This window comes from Paraburkholderia nodosa (assembly GCF_001718195.1).
GTDB classification, from domain to species: domain Bacteria; phylum Pseudomonadota; class Gammaproteobacteria; order Burkholderiales; family Burkholderiaceae; genus Paraburkholderia; species Paraburkholderia nodosa_A.
Window position 1 is genome coordinate 1 of sequence record NZ_MCNV01000005.1, and the last position, 17566, is coordinate 17566.

The 17566-nt window shown below is 64.2% G+C and carries 16 protein-coding genes; 11 read left to right on the forward strand and 5 right to left on the reverse strand.

Features of this window, described 5'->3' with window-relative positions; genetic code table 11:
- Positions 1 to 423 precede the first annotated feature (423 nt).
- The 6 genes from BFD71_RS11105 to BFD71_RS11125 all read left to right on the forward strand — a co-directional run bounded on the left by BFD71_RS11105 (position 424) and on the right by BFD71_RS11125 (position 4768).
- Positions 424 to 627 carry a DUF2970 domain-containing protein gene (locus BFD71_RS11105; RefSeq protein WP_069263591.1) on the forward strand — a complete coding sequence of 68 codons (204 nt, stop codon included), beginning with the start codon at positions 424 to 426 and terminating at the stop codon, positions 625 to 627.
- A 188-nt stretch (positions 628 to 815) separates the two neighbouring features.
- Positions 816 to 980: a hypothetical protein gene (locus BFD71_RS41400; protein WP_176732865.1), complete on the forward strand. Its 165-nt coding sequence runs from the start codon at positions 816 to 818 to the stop codon at positions 978 to 980.
- 184 nt (positions 981 to 1164) lie between these two features.
- Positions 1165 to 1476 (forward strand): DUF485 domain-containing protein, encoded by a 312-nt coding sequence (locus BFD71_RS11110; protein WP_069263593.1) that lies wholly within the window; start codon positions 1165 to 1167, stop codon positions 1474 to 1476.
- The gene (gene actP, locus BFD71_RS11115) at positions 1473 to 3143 is read left to right on the forward strand and encodes a cation/acetate symporter ActP (protein WP_069263595.1); all 1671 of its coding nucleotides are present in this window, start codon (positions 1473 to 1475) and stop codon (positions 3141 to 3143) included. The genes BFD71_RS11110 and actP overlap by 4 nt, the downstream gene beginning before the upstream one ends.
- 23 nt (positions 3144 to 3166) lie before the next feature.
- Entirely contained in the window at positions 3167 to 3721 is a 555-nt protein-coding gene (locus BFD71_RS11120; protein WP_069263597.1) for a cytochrome b, read from the forward strand.
- A 3-nt stretch (positions 3722 to 3724) separates the two neighbouring features.
- The gene (locus BFD71_RS11125; RefSeq protein WP_069263600.1) at positions 3725 to 4768 is read left to right on the forward strand and encodes an NAD(P)H-dependent flavin oxidoreductase; all 1044 of its coding nucleotides are present in this window, start codon (positions 3725 to 3727) and stop codon (positions 4766 to 4768) included.
- A 24-nt stretch (positions 4769 to 4792) separates the two neighbouring features.
- Here BFD71_RS11125 and BFD71_RS11130 read toward each other — a convergent pair whose 3' ends face one another.
- On the reverse strand, positions 4793 to 5743 hold the full coding sequence (locus BFD71_RS11130; protein WP_069263602.1) for a LysR family transcriptional regulator: 951 nt from the start codon (positions 5741 to 5743) through the stop codon (positions 4793 to 4795).
- Positions 5744 to 5845: 102 nt separating this feature from the next.
- Between BFD71_RS11130 and BFD71_RS11135 the strand changes: the two genes are divergently transcribed.
- From BFD71_RS11135 to BFD71_RS11150, 3 genes are all read left to right on the forward strand, one after another.
- Positions 5846 to 6523, forward strand: a complete 678-nt coding sequence (locus BFD71_RS11135) for an MOSC domain-containing protein (RefSeq protein WP_218108655.1) — start codon at positions 5846 to 5848, stop codon at positions 6521 to 6523.
- 1158 nt (positions 6524 to 7681) lie between these two features.
- Entirely contained in the window at positions 7682 to 8134 is a 453-nt protein-coding gene (locus BFD71_RS11145) for a MarR family winged helix-turn-helix transcriptional regulator (RefSeq protein WP_069263606.1), read from the forward strand.
- Positions 8135 to 8148: 14 nt separating this feature from the next.
- Positions 8149 to 9372 carry an MFS transporter gene (locus BFD71_RS11150; protein ID WP_069263607.1) on the forward strand — a complete coding sequence of 408 codons (1224 nt, stop codon included), beginning with the start codon at positions 8149 to 8151 and terminating at the stop codon, positions 9370 to 9372.
- Positions 9373 to 9414: 42 nt separating this feature from the next.
- Here the strand turns inward: BFD71_RS11150 and BFD71_RS11155 are convergent, their stop codons facing one another.
- On the reverse strand, positions 9415 to 10770 hold the full coding sequence (locus BFD71_RS11155) for an MFS transporter (protein WP_069263608.1): 1356 nt from the start codon (positions 10768 to 10770) through the stop codon (positions 9415 to 9417).
- 418 nt (positions 10771 to 11188) lie between these two features.
- On the opposite strand from BFD71_RS11155, the gene BFD71_RS11160 reads away from it, so the two are divergent.
- On the forward strand, positions 11189 to 12748 hold the full coding sequence (locus BFD71_RS11160; RefSeq protein ID WP_069263609.1) for a methyl-accepting chemotaxis protein: 1560 nt from the start codon (positions 11189 to 11191) through the stop codon (positions 12746 to 12748).
- A gap of 53 nt (positions 12749 to 12801) precedes the next feature.
- A complete protein-coding gene (locus BFD71_RS11165; RefSeq protein WP_069263613.1) occupies positions 12802 to 13899 on the forward strand; it encodes a lactonase family protein in 1098 nt (365 codons plus the stop codon).
- 25 nt (positions 13900 to 13924) lie between these two features.
- Here BFD71_RS11165 and BFD71_RS11170 read toward each other — a convergent pair whose 3' ends face one another.
- The 3 genes from BFD71_RS11170 to BFD71_RS11180 all read right to left on the reverse strand — a co-directional run bounded on the left by BFD71_RS11170 (position 13925) and on the right by BFD71_RS11180 (position 17357).
- On the reverse strand, positions 13925 to 15220 hold the full coding sequence (locus tag BFD71_RS11170; RefSeq protein WP_069263616.1) for an MFS transporter: 1296 nt from the start codon (positions 15218 to 15220) through the stop codon (positions 13925 to 13927).
- Between the two features lie 134 nt (positions 15221 to 15354).
- On the reverse strand, positions 15355 to 16569 hold the full coding sequence (locus BFD71_RS11175) for an MFS transporter (RefSeq protein ID WP_069263618.1): 1215 nt from the start codon (positions 16567 to 16569) through the stop codon (positions 15355 to 15357).
- Positions 16566 to 17357 carry a DeoR/GlpR family DNA-binding transcription regulator gene (locus BFD71_RS11180; RefSeq protein ID WP_069263620.1) on the reverse strand — a complete coding sequence of 264 codons (792 nt, stop codon included), beginning with the start codon at positions 17355 to 17357 and terminating at the stop codon, positions 16566 to 16568. The genes BFD71_RS11175 and BFD71_RS11180 overlap by 4 nt, the downstream gene beginning before the upstream one ends.
- Positions 17358 to 17566 lie beyond the last annotated feature (209 nt).

Here is a 17566-nt window from a genome sequence, read left to right on the forward strand (position 1 = left end):
CCGAATCCGCTGCTTCTTCTGGAAGCAGTGGAAGCGTGGCCGGACCCGTTTCAAGGAACTGACTGCCCGCGGGGTTAGCCGTGATCTAGCCGCTCAGACCGTTGGATCGCCGCACAATGCGTGGCGGCTTAGTTGCAGCCCCGCGCTGAGTCTCGCACTGCCAAACCGGTATCTACGCTCTCTTGGACTTCCCTCCGTCGGTCCAGTCGGCTAACTGATCCGAGCCGCCGTGTACGGACCCGTACGCACGGTGGCGTGGGAGGGGTCGGGCCGCGAGGCCTGCCCCTATCCCGATTCGGGTTCTACCGGCGCGTGAATCGGCTGCGTCGCTCGAATCGTTCGCAACTGCTGCTTTTTTTGGCAACGCGCAAGGTTGAAGATCAGGCTATCCGATCCACCTGATCGACGTAACCGGAGTCAATGATGGAACTCGTTCGAATGATGCGCATGGTTCTGTGGAGCTTTTTCGGCGTGCGCAAGAGCGCGTCGCACGAAGCCGATTTGGCCAGCGTGAACTTCAAGTGGCTGCCGTTCGTGGCGGTCGCGCTGGCCGCGATGATCGGGGCTTGCATACTGGGCGTCGTGCTGCTGGTCGCGCATTCTACGGGAACCGCACAAGGCTTCTGAGCATGCGGTGTTGCCGAAAACATGGGGCGGCGGCGAAGCATCGTGAGACGCGAGATTGTTCGGCGTTTCATAACGGTGATTTCGTCGGCGCCGCGTTGATCTTTGTGGTGCCGCGCGTAATCTGACTATCGAGAGGCGCTGCATTTCACGCGACGCGATTCGCCCAGTTTTCAGGCAAGGAGTATGAGATGGATATCCTCAATCTCGCCCGACAATCCGGCATGACGGTTGTGCTCGACGCACGCATCGGCCAGCAGGAATACCACTCCGTTCACAGCAGCGTGGCCGCGCTGGAACGGTTTGCCGCGCTGCTCGAGGCGCACAGGCAAGCCGAATCTGGCAAGCGCGTCTGATTGAATCGTGATGGCAAGCGCCACGCTTCACTCAAACAGATTGCAGCCATCACGAAACATCATTTGAGGAGATTTTTGGTTCGACCTATTGTGAAGTTCACGAGAAGCGGCTGCCCCCTGTGGATCAACGGCGATATCACGGGAGAGGGCATGTCGGATACCTTCCATGGACGGAGACAATCGGATGAACCCCACGACCCTGCATGGGATTCGTAGCAATCCCCTGTTCGCCACGCTGGTCAAACGTCGGCGCAGATACATTGCCTGGCTGACGGCCATCACGCTGATTCCCTATTGCGCGTTCATTGTGCTCGTCGGATTCGCCCCCGCTCTGCTGGCCATCCGGCTTTCCGCAGACAGTATCGTCAATATCGGCTGGCCGATCGGCGTCGCGCTGATCGTCGGCAGCTGGTGTCTCACGGGCTTGTACGTTCGCCGCGCCAATGGCGAATTCGACGCGCTCACCGCCGAGATCCTGGCGGGAGCGAAACCATGAGGCGCGCTGGTTTTGCTCTTGTCTTCCCGCTCCTGCTGGGTGTCGCGACGCACGCGGCGGCCGCGGGGGTTCTGCACGGCGTCGAACAGCGTCCCCTCAATCTCACGGCGATCGCGATGTTCCTCGTCTTCGCCGTGGCGACGCTGGGCATCACGTACTGGGCGGCGTCGCGCACCCGTTCGATGGACGACTTCTACACCGCCGGGGGCGGCATCACCGGATTCCAGAACGGCATGGCGCTGGCCGGCGACTATATGTCGGCGGCGGCGTTGCTGGGCGTGACCAGCATGATCTTTTTTCACGGCTACGACGGCGTAATCTACGCGATCAGCTTTTTCGTCGCGTGGCCGCTGCTGCTGTTCCTGTTCGCGGAGCGCATCCGGAATCTGGGCCGCGTGACGATTGCCGACATCGCATCGTACCGGCTCGACCAGAACCGGATCCGCACGATGACCGCCTTCGGTTCGTTGACCGTCGTCTGCTTTTACCTGGTTGTCCAGATGGTCGGTGCGGGGCAGTTGATCCAGTTGCTGTTCGGCCTTCCCTATAACGACGCGATTATCGTGGTCGGCCTGCTGATGGTGGTCTATGTGACCTTCGGCGGCATGGTGGCCACCACGTGGGTGCAGATCATCAAGGCCGCGTTGATGCTGTTCGGCGGCACATTGCTGGCCGTTCTCGCACTGTACCGGTTTGGCTTTTCGCTGAACGCGCTGTTCGAGCAGGCGGTCGCCGCGCACAGGAACGGCACGCACATTCTGCTGCCGAGCGGGCAGGTGTCCGATCCCATTGCGCTGATTTCGCTCGCGATAGGCCTGGTGTTCGGCACGGCGGGGCTGCCGCACATCCTCATGCGCTTTTTTACCGTGCCGGATGCGAAAGAAGCGCGCAAGTCGGTGTTCGTTGCCACGGGCTTCATCGGCTTCTTTTATCTGGTCATCATGGTGCTCGGCGTGGCGGCGATCGCGATTGTCGGCAGCAACCCGTCGTTCTATGTGGGCGGCCTGACGGGCGGCAAGCTAATCGGCGGCAGCAACATGCCGGTCATGCATCTCGCCCAGGCGCTCGGCGGCAATCTGCTGCTCGGTTTCCTCTCGGCCGTTGCGTTCGCGACCATCCTCGCTGTCGTGTCCGGGCTCACGATGGCGGGTACTTCCGCCATCTCGCATGACCTCTACCTGATGGTGCTCAAGAAGAACCGGGCCGATCCCGCGAGCGAGCGGCGGGTCTCCAGAATCGCATCGGTGTGCATAGGCGTGGTGTCGGTGCTGCTGGGCATCGTGTTCAAGGATCAGAACATCGCCTTCCTCGTCGCACTGACTTTCGGCGTCGCCGCCTCGGTAAATTTTCCGGTTCTCGCGCTTTCGATGTACTGGAATGGGCTGACGACGCGCGGGGCGCTCTCCGGCGGCATCGCGGGCCTCGTGAGCGCCGTCACGCTCGTCATTCTGTCGCCCGCCATCTGGGTCACGGTGCTGGGCCATGCGAAGGCGATCTTCCCCTACGACTATCCCGCCATCGTGTCGATGAGCATCGCGTTCCTGTGCGCTTGGCTGGGTTCCGTTACGGACCGCAGCCAGCGCGCGCAGCGCGAGCGGGACGACTTCGGCGAACAGGCCATCCGCGCGCAGACCGGCTTCGGCGCGTCCGGAGCGGTGAGCCACTAGAGAACGCCAACAAGGAGACAATCATGCAAATGCGTGACAACGGTCTGGGCTTTTCGCCCATCACGATCGCGCTGCACTGGGTCGTCGCAGCGCTGCTGCTGTCGATCGCCGGATGCGGCATCGCGCTCATGTTCACCGCGGACGACGCGCAACGACTGAGTCTCGTGCGTACGCAGAATCTGCTGGGGGCCGTGCTGTTCGTCGTGTCGATCTACCGGCTCTGGGCGCGGCTTTCTTCGTATCATCCGCTGCCCGTGGGCACGCCGAACCCCGTCGAGGTGATCGTCAGCCGCTCCGTCGCGGTGGGCCTCGCGCTCGCCGTGGTGCTTCTGCCGGTTGCCGTATGGCTTTCCCGGGCGGCAGCCGGTGTCGCCGTCGAGTTGCCGGGAGGTTTCGCGATCCCCACGCTCATTGATCCCGACGTAGCGGTGCAACGGGTCGTGGATATTCTCTTCGATATCGGCTCGACGGCCTTTCTCCTGGGTCTCGCGTTGCATCTGTTCGGAGCACTGAAGAATCATTTCGCTTTGGGCAATGACGCCCTCAAGCGGATGCTTGGCAAACATGTGGAGCTTTGAGCGATGAGCGAATTCAGATCGGTATCGGTATTCGGCGGGAACGCGGTCACGCGACTGTGCGGTGTCCGGTATCCCGTCTTTCTCGGCGGCATGGCGGCGATCTCCGGCCCGAAGCTCGTTGCCGCGGTGGCCAATGCCGACGGCATGGGGACGCTTGGCGGGCTGCGTTTGCCGCCGCTCGCGCTCCGCAAGTGGATACGGGAAACGCGGGAGCTGACGGAAAAGCCCTTCGGCGTGAATCTCGTGCCGAAGTTCGGCGGACCGACCGTGTTCGAAGCCCAGTTCCAGGTCGTATTGCAGGAGCGGCCGCGCATGCTCTCGTTATTCTACGCCGAAGACTATGCGGCGGACATGATCCCTCGTGCCAAGGATGCAGGCATGATCGTCATGGTTCAGGTGGGGTCTGTTGCGCTCGCCCGGCACGCGATCCGGAACGGCGCGGATATCGTCGTCGCACAGGGCAGCGAAAGCGGCGGCCACCTCAACCGGGGGACGATTGGCGTCATGTCGCTGTTGCCCGCGATCTGCGAGGTCGCGCAGGGGCGTCCGGTGCTGGCGGCTGGGGGCATCACGACGCGCGATGATGTGCGGGCTGCGATGCTGCTTGGCGCGTCAGGGGTGCTCGTGGGCACCGCGTTCGTTGCGACCGACGAATCGAATGCGCACCCGCTATACAAGCAAAAGATCGTCGAGGCCAGCGTGGACGACATCGAATATCGCACCGGGTATTCGTTCGGCTGGCCGTACGGCACGCCCCATTGTGTGATTCCCAATCGCGACAAATGGAACCTGCTGCGCTTCGTTGGCGGCGGTGCACGCATGATCGACAAACCGCGCATGGCGCAGAAGCTTTCGCTCTATGCGGGGCAGGGCGTCAGCAAGATCGACAGCGTGGTGCCGGCGGCCGAGCGCGTGGCGGAACTGGTGGCGGGACTGCCGCCGTCGACGGTTGCGGCGAATGCCCAGGCGATGCTCGATGGCCTGGCATACGGCGCAAGCCGTGCATTGCCGCAAGTGGAGTCGGCCGAGTGCCGCGCCGCATGCTGACCCTGATGCGTTCGACAGCGGTGCTCAGGCCGCTGCCGTCGAACGCCGCGTGCTCTTGCGATTCGGCGTATTCGTGCGCTTCGCTTTCGTGTCGTCACTGGAAAGCGCGAGCTGGTCGCGCGCGAGCGCGACAAACGCGCTCAATGCCGGTGTCGCGAGCGTGTCGTTGCGGCGGATGAAGACCGTCTTGACGGTGGCGAACTCGCGCGGCAGCGCGTGAAGGGCGATCGCCTGGCGCGCTGCATAGTTTTGCGCAACGGCCTTTGGCAACAGCGTCACACCCATGCCCGCGGCCACGCATGAGAGGATGCCGTCGAGCGTGCCCAGTTCGAGCACCTGGTTGGGCACGAGCCCGACCTGATAGAACCAGTGTTCGAGCGTGGAGCGATAGAAGCAGCCCGTGCGGAAGACCAGCACCGTCTGCTGCGGCATGACGTGAATGAGTTCGCCGAGCGAGGCGAACTCGCAACTGCTCACGAGGACGAGCTCCTCCTGGAAGACCTCGTCTTGCGCAAGTACCGGATTCTGGTGCAGACCGCCGACGAATGCGCCGTCGAGGCGATGGCTTTCGACGGCCTTGATCAGTTCGGCGGTCGTGCCGGTGAGCAGTGACAAGTGGACCTGAGGATACTTCTCGCGGTATCTGGCCAGCACCTGGGGCAGGCGTATCGCAGCGGTCGTCTCCATCGAGCCGAGCCTCAGCGTGCCTGCCGGCGTTGCGGTATCGAGCAGCGCGTTGCGGCTCTCTTCAGTGAGCTGGAGGATGCGCTGGGCGTAGCCCAGAAACGTTTGCCCGGCCGAAGTGAGGACCACGCCGCTCTTCTGCCGGATAAACAGTGGCTGACCGAGTTCGGCTTCGAGTTCCTTGACGCGCATCGTGACGTTGGACTGCACGGTGTGCACTTTCTCGGCCGCCGCTGTGAAGCTGCCGTGCTCCGCCACCGCACAGAAAATCTTCAGCTGACGCATCTCCATGGCGAATTCCAGGAATCACAATTAATGATGGATTTCATCACTTTCCATCACTTTACTGGATTGAATGGCGCGAGCACAGTGTCGTAAACGCGAACGGGGGGGATGCACGTGGAGATGGTGTCGAGTACCAACATCGAGTGCCTGTTCGCCGGCGGGATGGGTTATCTGGACCACGAAGGGCAGCGCAGCGGCATTTTCAAACGGCCCATGGCCGGACCGGCTCGCGTGGAAGCGCAGGGGATCGTCGGCGACGAGCATGGCGATCCGCGCATCCACGGCGGCCCGGAAAAGGCCGTTCATCACTACGCGGCTGAGAATTACGTCCGCATCGCGGAGGCATTCGCGGAGTGCGTCGCGGCCCTGGTGCCCGGCAGTCTCGGCGAGAACATCTCGGCTCGGGGGCTGTCCGAACGCAACGTGCACATCGGCGATATCTACGAGGTCGGCGGCGCCATACTGCAGGTCTCGCAACCGCGCAGCCCGTGCTGGAAGATTAATCATCGCTTCGGCGTCGAGCGCATGTCGATGCATATCGCCGAGGGGCGAATCACCGGGTGGTATTACCGAGTCCTGTGCCCCGGCATGATTGCGCCAGGCGACGCTATCACGCTCGTCGACCGGCAAACGGAGCGCTTCTCCATCGACGAGTTCTGGAAGGTGCAGTTGTCGCATCGCCCGTCCATCGATGCGCTGGTCGAGCTGATCGCCGTTCCGGGCTTGGCTCCTGACTGGAAGCGGCGCCTGGGTGAACGGGAAAAGTGGCTGCGTGCGCGCCGGTGATGGGGACAACTAAGGCTGTTGAAACTCTTCGGTATTAGAGCAGGCTCCGGCGGGCGTTCCGTCCGTAAATTGACTAATCGGTACGATTGGCAAACTGCGCCTAAAGTCTGTCGAACCCGGTCAAGGAGGATCCGAGACTGGTCGACATGCTCCGATGCGAGATGTGTTTGAGGTAGGCGTTGACGCCCTCTGGTGAGCGCGCACGCGCCAGGGCATCGGCACAGATGTGGCAGGCGCCGCACCGGCGGCGCCCACCACGTCAATAGAAGACTGCGAATCCTGTGTGTCGCCTTATTTCAGGAGGCGTTTCCTGCATTTCCGGCTCGTTACTTCTGCTTCAGTCTGGCCGGCGTCCTGCTCCCGGCGCCTTGGCAGTTTTCGGTTCTGCGTCCAACGCTCAGTTTGTTCCTGATTTTGCCTCGCGGGTATTCCGCCCCTAGCGCTTTGACCGTTGCCCTGTCTGCGCCTCGTAACCGGTCGATGGGGTGAAACTCATGCGCAAAGGTCCCACAAAGCTTTGCCACCATAAGAAGGATGGAGACTGCGACTGCCGCGATTGTCTTTGCATTCAACCACGTTTTAACCCTGCTTTTCTTTCCCGCCTTCCTGGTGTGCTTATCCGCTTTCTTCCAGTTCTTGAGGATCTTTCTGATCTTTCGCTCTTTCATTTCTGGCTCCGAAGAGACACCCGGAGCCAACTGAGCTTTTAGTACATACCTTAAGAGTCGATCTTTTATTTGCTGCAACTGCCACTGAAGACCTCCTTGCTCAGCTTGCACGACGCCGGAAATTGGACGCCGGTTGGGTTGATGGGATTTGTGGTATTGCAGCAAGAACTACCGGAATCTGCGCGGTAGAAACCTGTCCGCTACCACATCCTAAAAGTAGCACGGTTTGGTTTGCGAATCGGGTGTTTTCGGCGCGATCGGCGCTCGACGTATCGTCGACAAGCCCGTCCGTTTCGGGCAACTCGACGCGGCTACCTTGGCGGTCTTGAGTCCTGCAAATAGCCAACAGTAGTCCGGCCGACTCAATTGCTTCGCGACAGACTCAATTGTTTCGCATCACGTCGGTGATTCGTTCGGGCGTACTTTCCACGTCACTGGAGATGTGAAGGTTATCTTTGCAGTTTACCTTCACATCACCTAGAATGCGGGGATGACCGAACGCGCCCAAATTCCCCTTCCCGACCTCGCCGCAGGGCTTGCCGGCGACCTGCGCGCACTGGTCGGGCAGTTGCGCCGCCGTTTTCGCGAGCAGGCGATCCTCGGCGACTTCACGCCTTCCCAGATGGCCGTGCTGCAGCGGCTCGAACGCGAGGGGCCGTCCACGGTGTCGAGCCTCGCGCGCGCGGAGGGCATGCGCCCGCAGTCCATGGGGACGCTCATCGCGCCGCTCGAGGCGGCGGGCCATATCAGCGGCGCACCGGACCCGAATGACGGACGCCAAACGCTCTGGTCGCTCACCGACGCCTTTCGCGAGTGGCTCAAGGAGGGGCGGGCGGCGCGCCAGGACTGGCTCTCGCGCAGGATAGAAGCGCGCCTTTCCAGCGCGGAGCAGGAGCAGCTCGCCGCCGCGGTCGAACTGCTCAAGCGGCTCGTGGCCGACTAACGCGAGGCGGTCACATGGGCGCTCCAGCATCCGGATTCTTTCGTTCGCTCAGGACTTACAACTATCGCGTGTGGTCCGCTGGCGCGCTCGTCTCGAACGTCGGCACGTGGATGCAGCGCACGGCGCAAGACTGGCTCGTGCTCACCGGGCTCACGCATCACAGCGCGGCGGCGGTCGGTATCGTGATGGGCTTGCAGTTCGGCCCTCAAATGCTGTTCATGCCCTGGTCGGGCTTCGCCGCCGACCACTTCGACCAGCGCAAGCTGCTCATGGTCACGCAGGCGCTGCTCGGCACGCTGGCCATTGCACTGGGCGTGCTCACGGCAACGGGGCTCGTACAGCTTTGGCACGTGTACGTGTTCGCGTTCCTGTTCGGCTGCACGACGGCATTCGATGCCCCGGTGCGGCAAACCTTCGTCTCGGAGCTGGTGGGCGACGCCGATCTCTCCAACGCCGTCGCGCTCAATTCCACCTCGTTCAACGCCGCGCGCATGATCGGCCCGGCCGTGGCGGGAATCGTCATCGCGTCGGTGGGCGTGGGCTGGGCCTTCCTGCTCAACGGTCTGTCGTTCGTGGCCGTGCTGATCTCGCTCACGCGTCTGCGCGTGGACGAGCTGCGTTCGGCAAGACGTACGCAACCCGCGAAGGGCGGGATTGCCGCGGGGTTCCACTACGTGTGGGCGCGTCCGGACCTGCGGGCCATTCTCGTCATGCTGTTTTTGATCGGTACCTTCGGGCTGAACTTTCCGATCTTCATCTCGACGATGGCCGTGAACGTCTTTCACGCCGACGCGGGACGCTATGGACTCCTGTCTTCGATGATGGCGGTGGGCACCATGAGCGGCGCCTTCTTCGGAGCGGGGCGCAGCCATCCGCGTTTCATCTCGCTGCTGTTCGCAGCGGCGGCGTTTGGGGTGGGTTGCGTGCTGGCTTCTGTTGCGCCGGGCTACTGGTGGTTCGGCGGCGCGCTCGTGGTGATCGGCATCGCGGCGCTCACGTTCACCACCGAAACCAACAGCCTCATGCAGCTGTCCACCGAGCCCGGCATGCGCGGCCGCGTGCTGGCGATTCGGCTGGCCGTGGCACTGGGCGGCACGCCCATCGGCGCGCCGATCGTGGGGTGGGTCGCCGACCACTGGGGGCCGCGCTGGGCCTTGCTGGTCGGCGCGGCTTCAGGCTTCGCGGCGGCGATCGTCGCGGCCCGCACGCTCGCGCGGCGGGCCCACGAGAAGCCATAGCGCGCCGCACGGTTGCCCACAAGCACGCGCAATCACGCACTATCAGGCGGGCTTCAACTCCACGCGCTTGATGTCCTTCACGATCACGAGATAGCTGATCACCGTAACGATCGCGTTGATGCCGACAAAGGCGAGCGCGCCGTTGAACGAGCCGGTTTCCGCCACGAGATAGCCGATCACGATCGGCGTGACGATGCCGGCCACATTGCCGAACATGTTGAAGATCGAGCCCGAGAGGCCGATGGCTTCGCGCGGCGCGGTATCGGCGATCACGGCCCAGCCGAGCGCGCCCAGACCCTTGCCGAAGAACGCGAGCGACATGAGCGCGACCACGATCCAGTCGCTGTTCACGTAGTTGCAGCCGACGATGCACGACGAGAGCACCATGCCCCCGACGATCGGCACCTTGCGCGCCATGGTGAGCGAGCGGCCCGAGCGGATCAGGGCGTCCGAAGCCACGCCGCCCAGCACCCCGCCCAGGAAGCCGCAGATCGCCGGCAGCGAAGCAATGAGCCCAGCCTTCAGGATGGTCATGTGGCGCGCCTGCACGAGGTAGATCGGGAACCACGTGAGGAAGAAGTACGTGAGCACGTTGATGCAGTACTGCGCGAGATAGACGCCTAGCAGCATGCGATTGCCGAGCAGCTGGCGGATGACCGCCCAGTTCGCGCCCTTGCGTTCCTTGCGCTCGCCGCGCGCTGCGCGTTGATGCCCGTTCACGATGCCGCCGCCCGCCTCGATGTATTCGAGTTCCTGCCGGTTCACGCCCGGATGATCGGCCGGATTCTTCATGAACCTGATCCACGCGAAGGCGAGCACGAGGCCGCCTACGCCCATCACGATATAAACGTGATGCCAGCCATACGCATGCGTGAGCCACGCCATGAGCGGCGTGAACACCACGGCCGCGAAATACTGCGCCGAATTGAAAATCGCCGACGCCGTGCCGCGCTCTTTCGCCGGGAACCAGCTCGCCACGACTTTCGCGTTGGCGGGGAAGGCGGGCGCTTCGGCCGCGCCCATCGCGAAGCGCAGCGCGAAAAGGCCCGCAATCGCGGCGCCCGCGCTGCCGAGCAGGCCAATCGAGCTTTGCAGCAGCGTGAAGAGCGACCACAGGAAGATGCTGCCCGCGTACACTCTGCGCGCGCCGAAGCGGTCGAGCACCCAACCCGCGGGCACCTGCGCGAGCACATAGGCCCAGCTGAACGCCGAGAAGATGTAGCCCATGTGGATGGCGTCGAGACCGAACTCGGTGCGCATGGCCGAACCCGTGACCGAGAGCGTGGCGCGGTCTGCGTAGTTGAGCGTGGTGATGATGAAGATCAGCGAGAGGATCAGGTAGCGCACCCTGGTGCGCCTGGCGACATCGGACTGCGTGGCGGTGCGGCTCAACGACATGTGGATCGACCTCTCTCGTGCGCGAGACGCAGGCCGCTGCGCTCACGCCGCGGCCTGCCTCTGCTGTCTCCGGACGGCGCGCCTCGTGCACGCCGCATCTACTTACGCAAGAACGCGCCTGACTCGCGTCAAGCGCGTTCTGCTTGTGGACCTGATTCGCTGCTTGTTCAGTCAGTTGTCAAAAAGTTGTTTGACATCGTGACTAGTTGTCTGAGCTAATCGTACAACGCCCGGGAAGCCGATGCAACCGGACCGTATGCCTCTTGAGTCGGCCTCAGGGTAAACTCGAATTTCAGGATAGTCGCGCGATTATGGATGATGCGGCCAAGTTGTTGGACAACATGGCGATTGGCCCCTCAAGACTCCGGCATTTGAGCCGTAAAAGAAGAACACCATGGAAACCGGGGATTGAAGCAACATGCGCAACACGACGGTACGAGCCAGCCTCCTTGCAGTGCTGGTGATCTTTGGCGTGATGATCCTGATTGGCGGCTTCGCGGGCGTGTTCTCGCTCAGGGAGTCGAACGCCAGCGCCCAACGCCTGCATGAAATCGCGCGTCAGACCATTCTGGTCAACGACGCCTACAAGGACACCACACGCACGCGTTCGGCGCTCGTGCGCGGCTACAGCGCGCTCAAGGAACGCAACGACACGGCGACGCGCGACTCCGCGCTGAAGAGCGCGGCCCACAGCTTCGAGCTTTCGACGAGCGAGACGCAGGCCTTCGCCAATGCGCCGGCTTTCGACGGCATGGACGCGGACCTCAAGCGGCAGTTGCTCGAGTCGGCGGCGCAACTCTCGAACACGCTCACGCGCGCCACCGACGCGCTGAGCAACGGCGACACGGCCGCTTACGTGGCAGTGAACGACACCGACATCACCGCCGCGGGCGCAGCCTATTCGGTGAACGTGGAGAAGTTCCAGAAGCTCGCCAACGCGCTCGCCGAGGCGACGCTCGACGACGGCAACGCGCGCTACGGATGGATCGTCACGCTCGTGGGCGTGGGCGTGGCCATCGCGCTGGCGCTCGTCGTCGTCACGTATTTCGCCTTGCAGCGCATCGTGTCGCGCCCGCTGGCCGACGCCGCGGCCGTGCTCGATCGCATTGCCTCGAATGATCTCACCGTGCGCGTGCCCGAAGCAGGCCGCAACGAAATCGGCGTGCTGTTCGCGGCCATGCGACGGATGCAGGCGGGGCTCTCGCACACCGTGGCCGGCGTGCGCGACAGTTGTGACGCAATTCACACGGCCGCGCGCGAGATTGCGGCGGGCAATCTCGATCTGTCGAGCCGCACGGAAGAACAGTCCGCCTCGCTCGAAGAGACGGCCGCGAGCATGGAGGAGCTGACCTCCACGGTGAAGCAGAATTCCGTGAACGCATCCGAGGCCAGCACGCTCGCCACGGGCGCGGCCGAACTCGCGCAGCGCGGCGGCGACGTGGTGGGCCGCGCCGTGCAGACCATGCAGGACATCAGCGCCAGCTCGCAGAAGATTGCCGAGATCACGAGCATGATCGACAGCATCGCGTTCCAGACCAATATTCTTGCGCTCAACGCCGCCGTGGAATCGGCGCGCGCGGGCGAGCAGGGACGCGGCTTCGCCGTGGTCGCGGGCGAAGTGCGCACGCTCGCGCAGCGCAGTGCAGGCGCAGCGCGCGAGATCAAGGAGCTGATCGACGCTTCGATGGAAGACGTGCGCAACGGCAACGCGCTCGTCGCGCAGGCAGGCGAGGCGATGAGCGAGATCGTCAACTCGGTACGCAACGTCGCCACCATCATGGCCGAGATCACGACGGCCACCGCCGAGCAGAGCACGGGCATTCAGCAGGTGGGCATGGCCGTGAGCCAGATGGATCAGGTTACGCAGCAGAACGCCGCGCTCGTCGAGCAGGCTGCTGCCGCCGCAAGCGCGCTCGAGCATCAGGCGCAATCGATGAAGGAAGCAGTTTCGGTGTTCCGCGTCGGCGCGCTTGCGTGAGGAAAGCAGCGCGTGAGACCAGTCAATAGAACTAACAAAGCAGAAAGGACGACATGAAGAAGAAGGCAATCTTGCGCAGCGTGGTGGGTGCTGTTTTCGGGCTCGCGGCATCGGCGGCCGTGCATGCGGCTAGCTACGTGTATGTGTCGAACGCCGACAGCCAGGACATTTCGGTGTTTCGCCTCGATGCGCAAAACGGCGCATTGGCGACGGTCGAGACCGTGCCCGTGGGCGGCACGGTGATGCCGATGGCGTTCTCGCCCGACCATCATCACCTGTATGCAGCGCTGCGCTCGAAGCCGTATCGCGTGGTGAGCTTCGCCGTGAATCCTCTCGACGGCCGTCTCGTCGAACTCGGCCGCGCGCCGCTCGCGGAGAGCATGGCCTATGTTTCCACCGACGGTACGGGTCGCTATCTGCTTTCCGCTTCGTACGGCGGCAATTTGCTGGCGGTGAACCACATCGGCGAAAACGGTGTGGTGGGCGACGTGCTGCAAACCGTGAAGACGGGCCCGATGGCGCACATCATTCGCACCTCGCCGGACAACCGCTACGCATTTGCCTCGGTGCTCGGCGCCGACGCATGGCTGCGCCTGAAATTCGACGCCTCGACGGGCGCGCTCACCGAAGACGCGAAGCCCGCTTACTCGCTGCCGAAGGATTCCGGTCCCCGTCACTTCCAGTTTTCGCCGGACCAGCGCTTCGTCTATCTGATCGACGAACTCGACGGCAAGCTGCACGTGCTCGCCTTCAACGCGGCGAACAATACAGTCAAGCCGATCCAGACGATCTCGATCCTGCCCGCCGGTTTCTCCGGCGACAAGCCGTGGGGCGCCGATGTCCACCTCACGCCCGATGGCCGCCACCTGTACACCTCGGAGCGCACGTCGAGCACGCTGGGTGCGTACCGCGTGAACCAGCAAACGGGCAAGCTCACGCGCATCGGCACGTACGCCACCGAGAAGCAGCCGCGCGGCTTCAATATCGATCCGTCGGGCCAGTATCTGCTTGCCGTGGGCCAACTCTCGCCCACGCTGAGCGCGTACCGCATCGATGTGAAGAGCGGTGCGCTGCATGAGCTTGGCAAGTACCCGGTGGGCAAGGGTGCGAACTGGGTCGAAGTGGTGGATTTCGACGGTTCGAACGACTAAGCAATGAGGTGCGACTTCGGTCGCCTTACTCCTGGCGGCTCTCAGCCGCGAAGCGCATTGCCTTCACGTTGCGCGGCTCGGCTCGCGCTTCATCGAGACCTTCGATCGAGCGCAGCCGCGCGGGCGCCGAGAACACGATGATCGCGAGCTGAAGGGCGAATCCGCACGCCGCGCCTACGAGGCAGCTCGTCATGCCAAGGCGCGTGCTCAGGAACGCGCCGAGCAGGGCGCCGAGCGGACGCGCGCCGAACGTCGCCATCATGATGACCGACGAGACGCGCGCGATCAGATCGCGAGGCGTAACGACCTGGCGCAACGCCGTGGTCGAGATGGTCCAGACAATCGGCCCGAAGCCGAACAAAAAGAAAGCCAGGAACACGGTGGCGCGCGAATGCGTGAGGGCGGTGCTCGCCATCAACAGGGAGGCAAGCGCGGCGCTCGTCGGGCCGAGCAGGATTTGCCGTCCGAACACCAGGCGCTTTGCGATGATCTTGTAGAGAAACGCGCCGCCCACCATCCCGAAGCCATACACGCCGAGTGCAACGCCTACTGCCGATGGCGCGAACGCGAGCCGGTGTATCGCGTACCACGCGAACACGGCAAGCAGCAGATACCACGACGTGTTGAAGACGAAGGCCGTCGCCACGATGGGCCGCAGATGCGTGCTGCGAGCGATGAACTGCACGCCGTCGAAGAGTTCGTGTGCGAGCGCGCGACGCGAACGCGGACGCGGCGCCTCGGCGGGCAGCCGTGCGAGACACCATGCGCTGGCGAGTGACAGGACGAACGCCGCGAGAAACGCGAACACGCCCGACGCCCAGCCCGCAAAAATGCCGCCCACGGAAGGCCCCGCCGTATAGGCGATGCTGCGTGCGATTTCGAGCCGCCGGTTGGCGGCGAGCAGGTCGCCCGTTTCGACCATGGCTGCGACGAGCGAGGGCGCGGTTACGCTGAATACCACCGTGCCGGTCGCGATGGCGAAGCCCAGCGTGCCGAGCGTATAGAGCGAAAGCATGCGCGCATGGAACAACGCGAACAGGACGAAGAGGGCGGCGGCGCGCAGCAGTTCGGTTGCGATCATGAGCGGCCTGCGCCTGCTGCGATCGGCGATGAGACCGGCGGGCAGCGAGAGTAGCAGGAACGGCAGGGTATTGATGGCCTGGAGCGACGCGCTTTGCTGCGCCGTAGCGCCCAATGCCACCACGGCGACGATCGGGATGACCGCAATGGCCATCTGCTCGCTCAATTGCGCCGCGAGACTCGCGTGCGAGAGATTGACGACGACACGCTGTGGCGTCGCGCTACCGGTTGTGATGCCCATTATCGATGTCCCGAAGATCGATCCGGCGTGGGCCGGATGCGGTGGTTTGAGCTTCGGGATCGAGTCTACGCAGGGCGCCTGGGTGGAGATATCCGGATCTTGTGGTGATATTCGATGCGCCGGGCGAACGCAGCTCAGTCCGCCTCGATACGATCGGCGTCGCGCGAATCTTTGCGCACCGGCGCATGCGTTGCCGATTCGCCGCGCGACGCATCGACATCGCGAACCGCACGACTACCCGCAAAGCACACCGCGAGCGTCGCGAGCACCAGCACCCCGAGCGCGAGCTGCAGCCCCACCAGCCCCGCACCGAAGCCGATGAGCGGCGGTCCCACGAGAAAGCCCGCATAACCCGCAGTCGCCGCCATCGACACGCCGGTCACGGGCGGATCGGTCGTACGCCCGGCCGCGCTGAAGATCACCGGCACCACGTTGGCGAGCCCAATGCCGACGCAGATGAACCCTGCCACTGCTGTGGCGAGCGCCGGCGCAGCGAGCACGGCGGCAAGGCCCGCAGCCGAAAGCAGGCCGCCCAGCGCGACCACGCGCACCGCGCCCAGCCGCCGTACGAACGCGTCGCCCACCACGCGGCAGGCCGCCATCGCGAACGCGAACGACGTATAGCCGATGCCCGCGCTATCCGCATGAGCGGGCAAGGCGGTGCGCAGGTACACGGCGCTCCAGTCGGCAATGGCGCCCTCGGTCATCATGCACAGGAACGCGAGCGCGGCGAGCTTGACGACGCCCGCCTGCGGCAACGCGAAACCGCCGCTCGACGCAGCCTGCGGGCGCGTGCCTACGTCGCGCAGCGAGAACAGCGCCGCGCCGACGATCAGCACGGCGATGGGAATGGCGGGCAGCGCAAGCCCGCTCAGCACACCGAATCCTGCTTTCTGCAGCACCGTGCCAACGGCCGCGCCCGCCAGACCGCCCGCGCTCCAGGCCGCGTGAAACGACGACATGATGGGCGCGTGCCACACTTTTTCGATTGCGCTGGCATGGCCGTTCATGGAAACGTCGAGCGCGCCATTGAGCGCGCCGAGCAGCAGCAACGCGGCGCACAGCAGCGCCGCGTTGGGCGCGAGCGCAGGCAAGGGAAACGCGGCGACGAACAGCACACCGAGCAGGGCGGTCGCGCGGCCACTGCCGAACTTCGGCGCGAGACGCCCCGCAAGCGGCATGGCGACGATGGCGCCGAGCGCGAAGGCAAACAGAGCGACGCCAAGCAGGGAGTCGCCAAGGAGCAGCTTGTCCTTCACGCGCGGCACCTCGACGGCCCACGCGCCAATGCCGAAGCCGTTCGCCAGAAAGACCGCCGTGGTGGCGTAGCGTTCGCGCAGGGGCCTCATCGCGCCACCGTCACGTCGCCGCATGCGGCTTTCAGCTGTTTCAGATGGAGCTTCGGCACATCAGCATCGACGACCAGATAGTCGAGCGAGGCGCACGGCGCGATGACGAAGGGCGCGGATGTCATGAGCTTTTCCGTGGTGACTGCTGCCGCGATCTGGCCGCTTGCCGCGACCATCGCGCGCTTCATTTCGGCATCCTCTGCATCGAAGGCCGCGATGCCTTCGGACGGATCAAGCGCGCACGCGCCGAGAAAGCAGAGATCGGCCCTGATCTGCTGAATCTGCACGAGCGCCGTCGCACCCAGCGCGCCCGCGGCCTGTGCGCTCACACGCCCGCCGATCAGAATGACTTCGATGCCCGGGCGCTCGAGCAGGCGCACGCAAGCCTGGGGCGAAGTGGTGACGACCGTGAGGCCGGCGTTCTCGGGCAGGGCCGCAGCTATCTCGACGTTCGTGGAGCCCGCGTCGAGCAGGATCACCTGGTTCGGCTTGACGAGTGCGGCGGCGGCGCGCGCAAGGCGCGCCTTGGCGGGCAGTTGCTCGCGCATGCGCACGGAGGCGGGTTTGTTGGCGGGCGAGATGAGCAGCGCTCCGCCATACACGCGCTTGCAATGCCCCGCTTCGGCGAGGTCGCGCAAATGGCGCCGGATCGTGTGCTCCGAGGTGTCGAACTGCGCGGCGAGTTCGGTGGCCAGCACGCGGCCCTCGGCGCGCAGTGTTTCGAGGATCAGGCGCTCGCGCTCGTCGGGGAGCAGGCCTTCACTGGCCTCCAGCCGTGTTCGTTGCATGGGTTTCGGTTCCCGCTTGCTCGTTGGCTTGCTCGTCAAATCGAGCAAAAACGAGCATAAAGTATCGTAAACGGGAAATGGATGCAACCGACAGCGGAGTGTGCGGCGCGCATCGCTTCACGCACCCGATCAAGGGGGGGCGGCAGGATATATATCTCGGGCTCGGCGCAACGCGGAAAACCACGCCAGAGTGGGGCGCTATGGGCTTC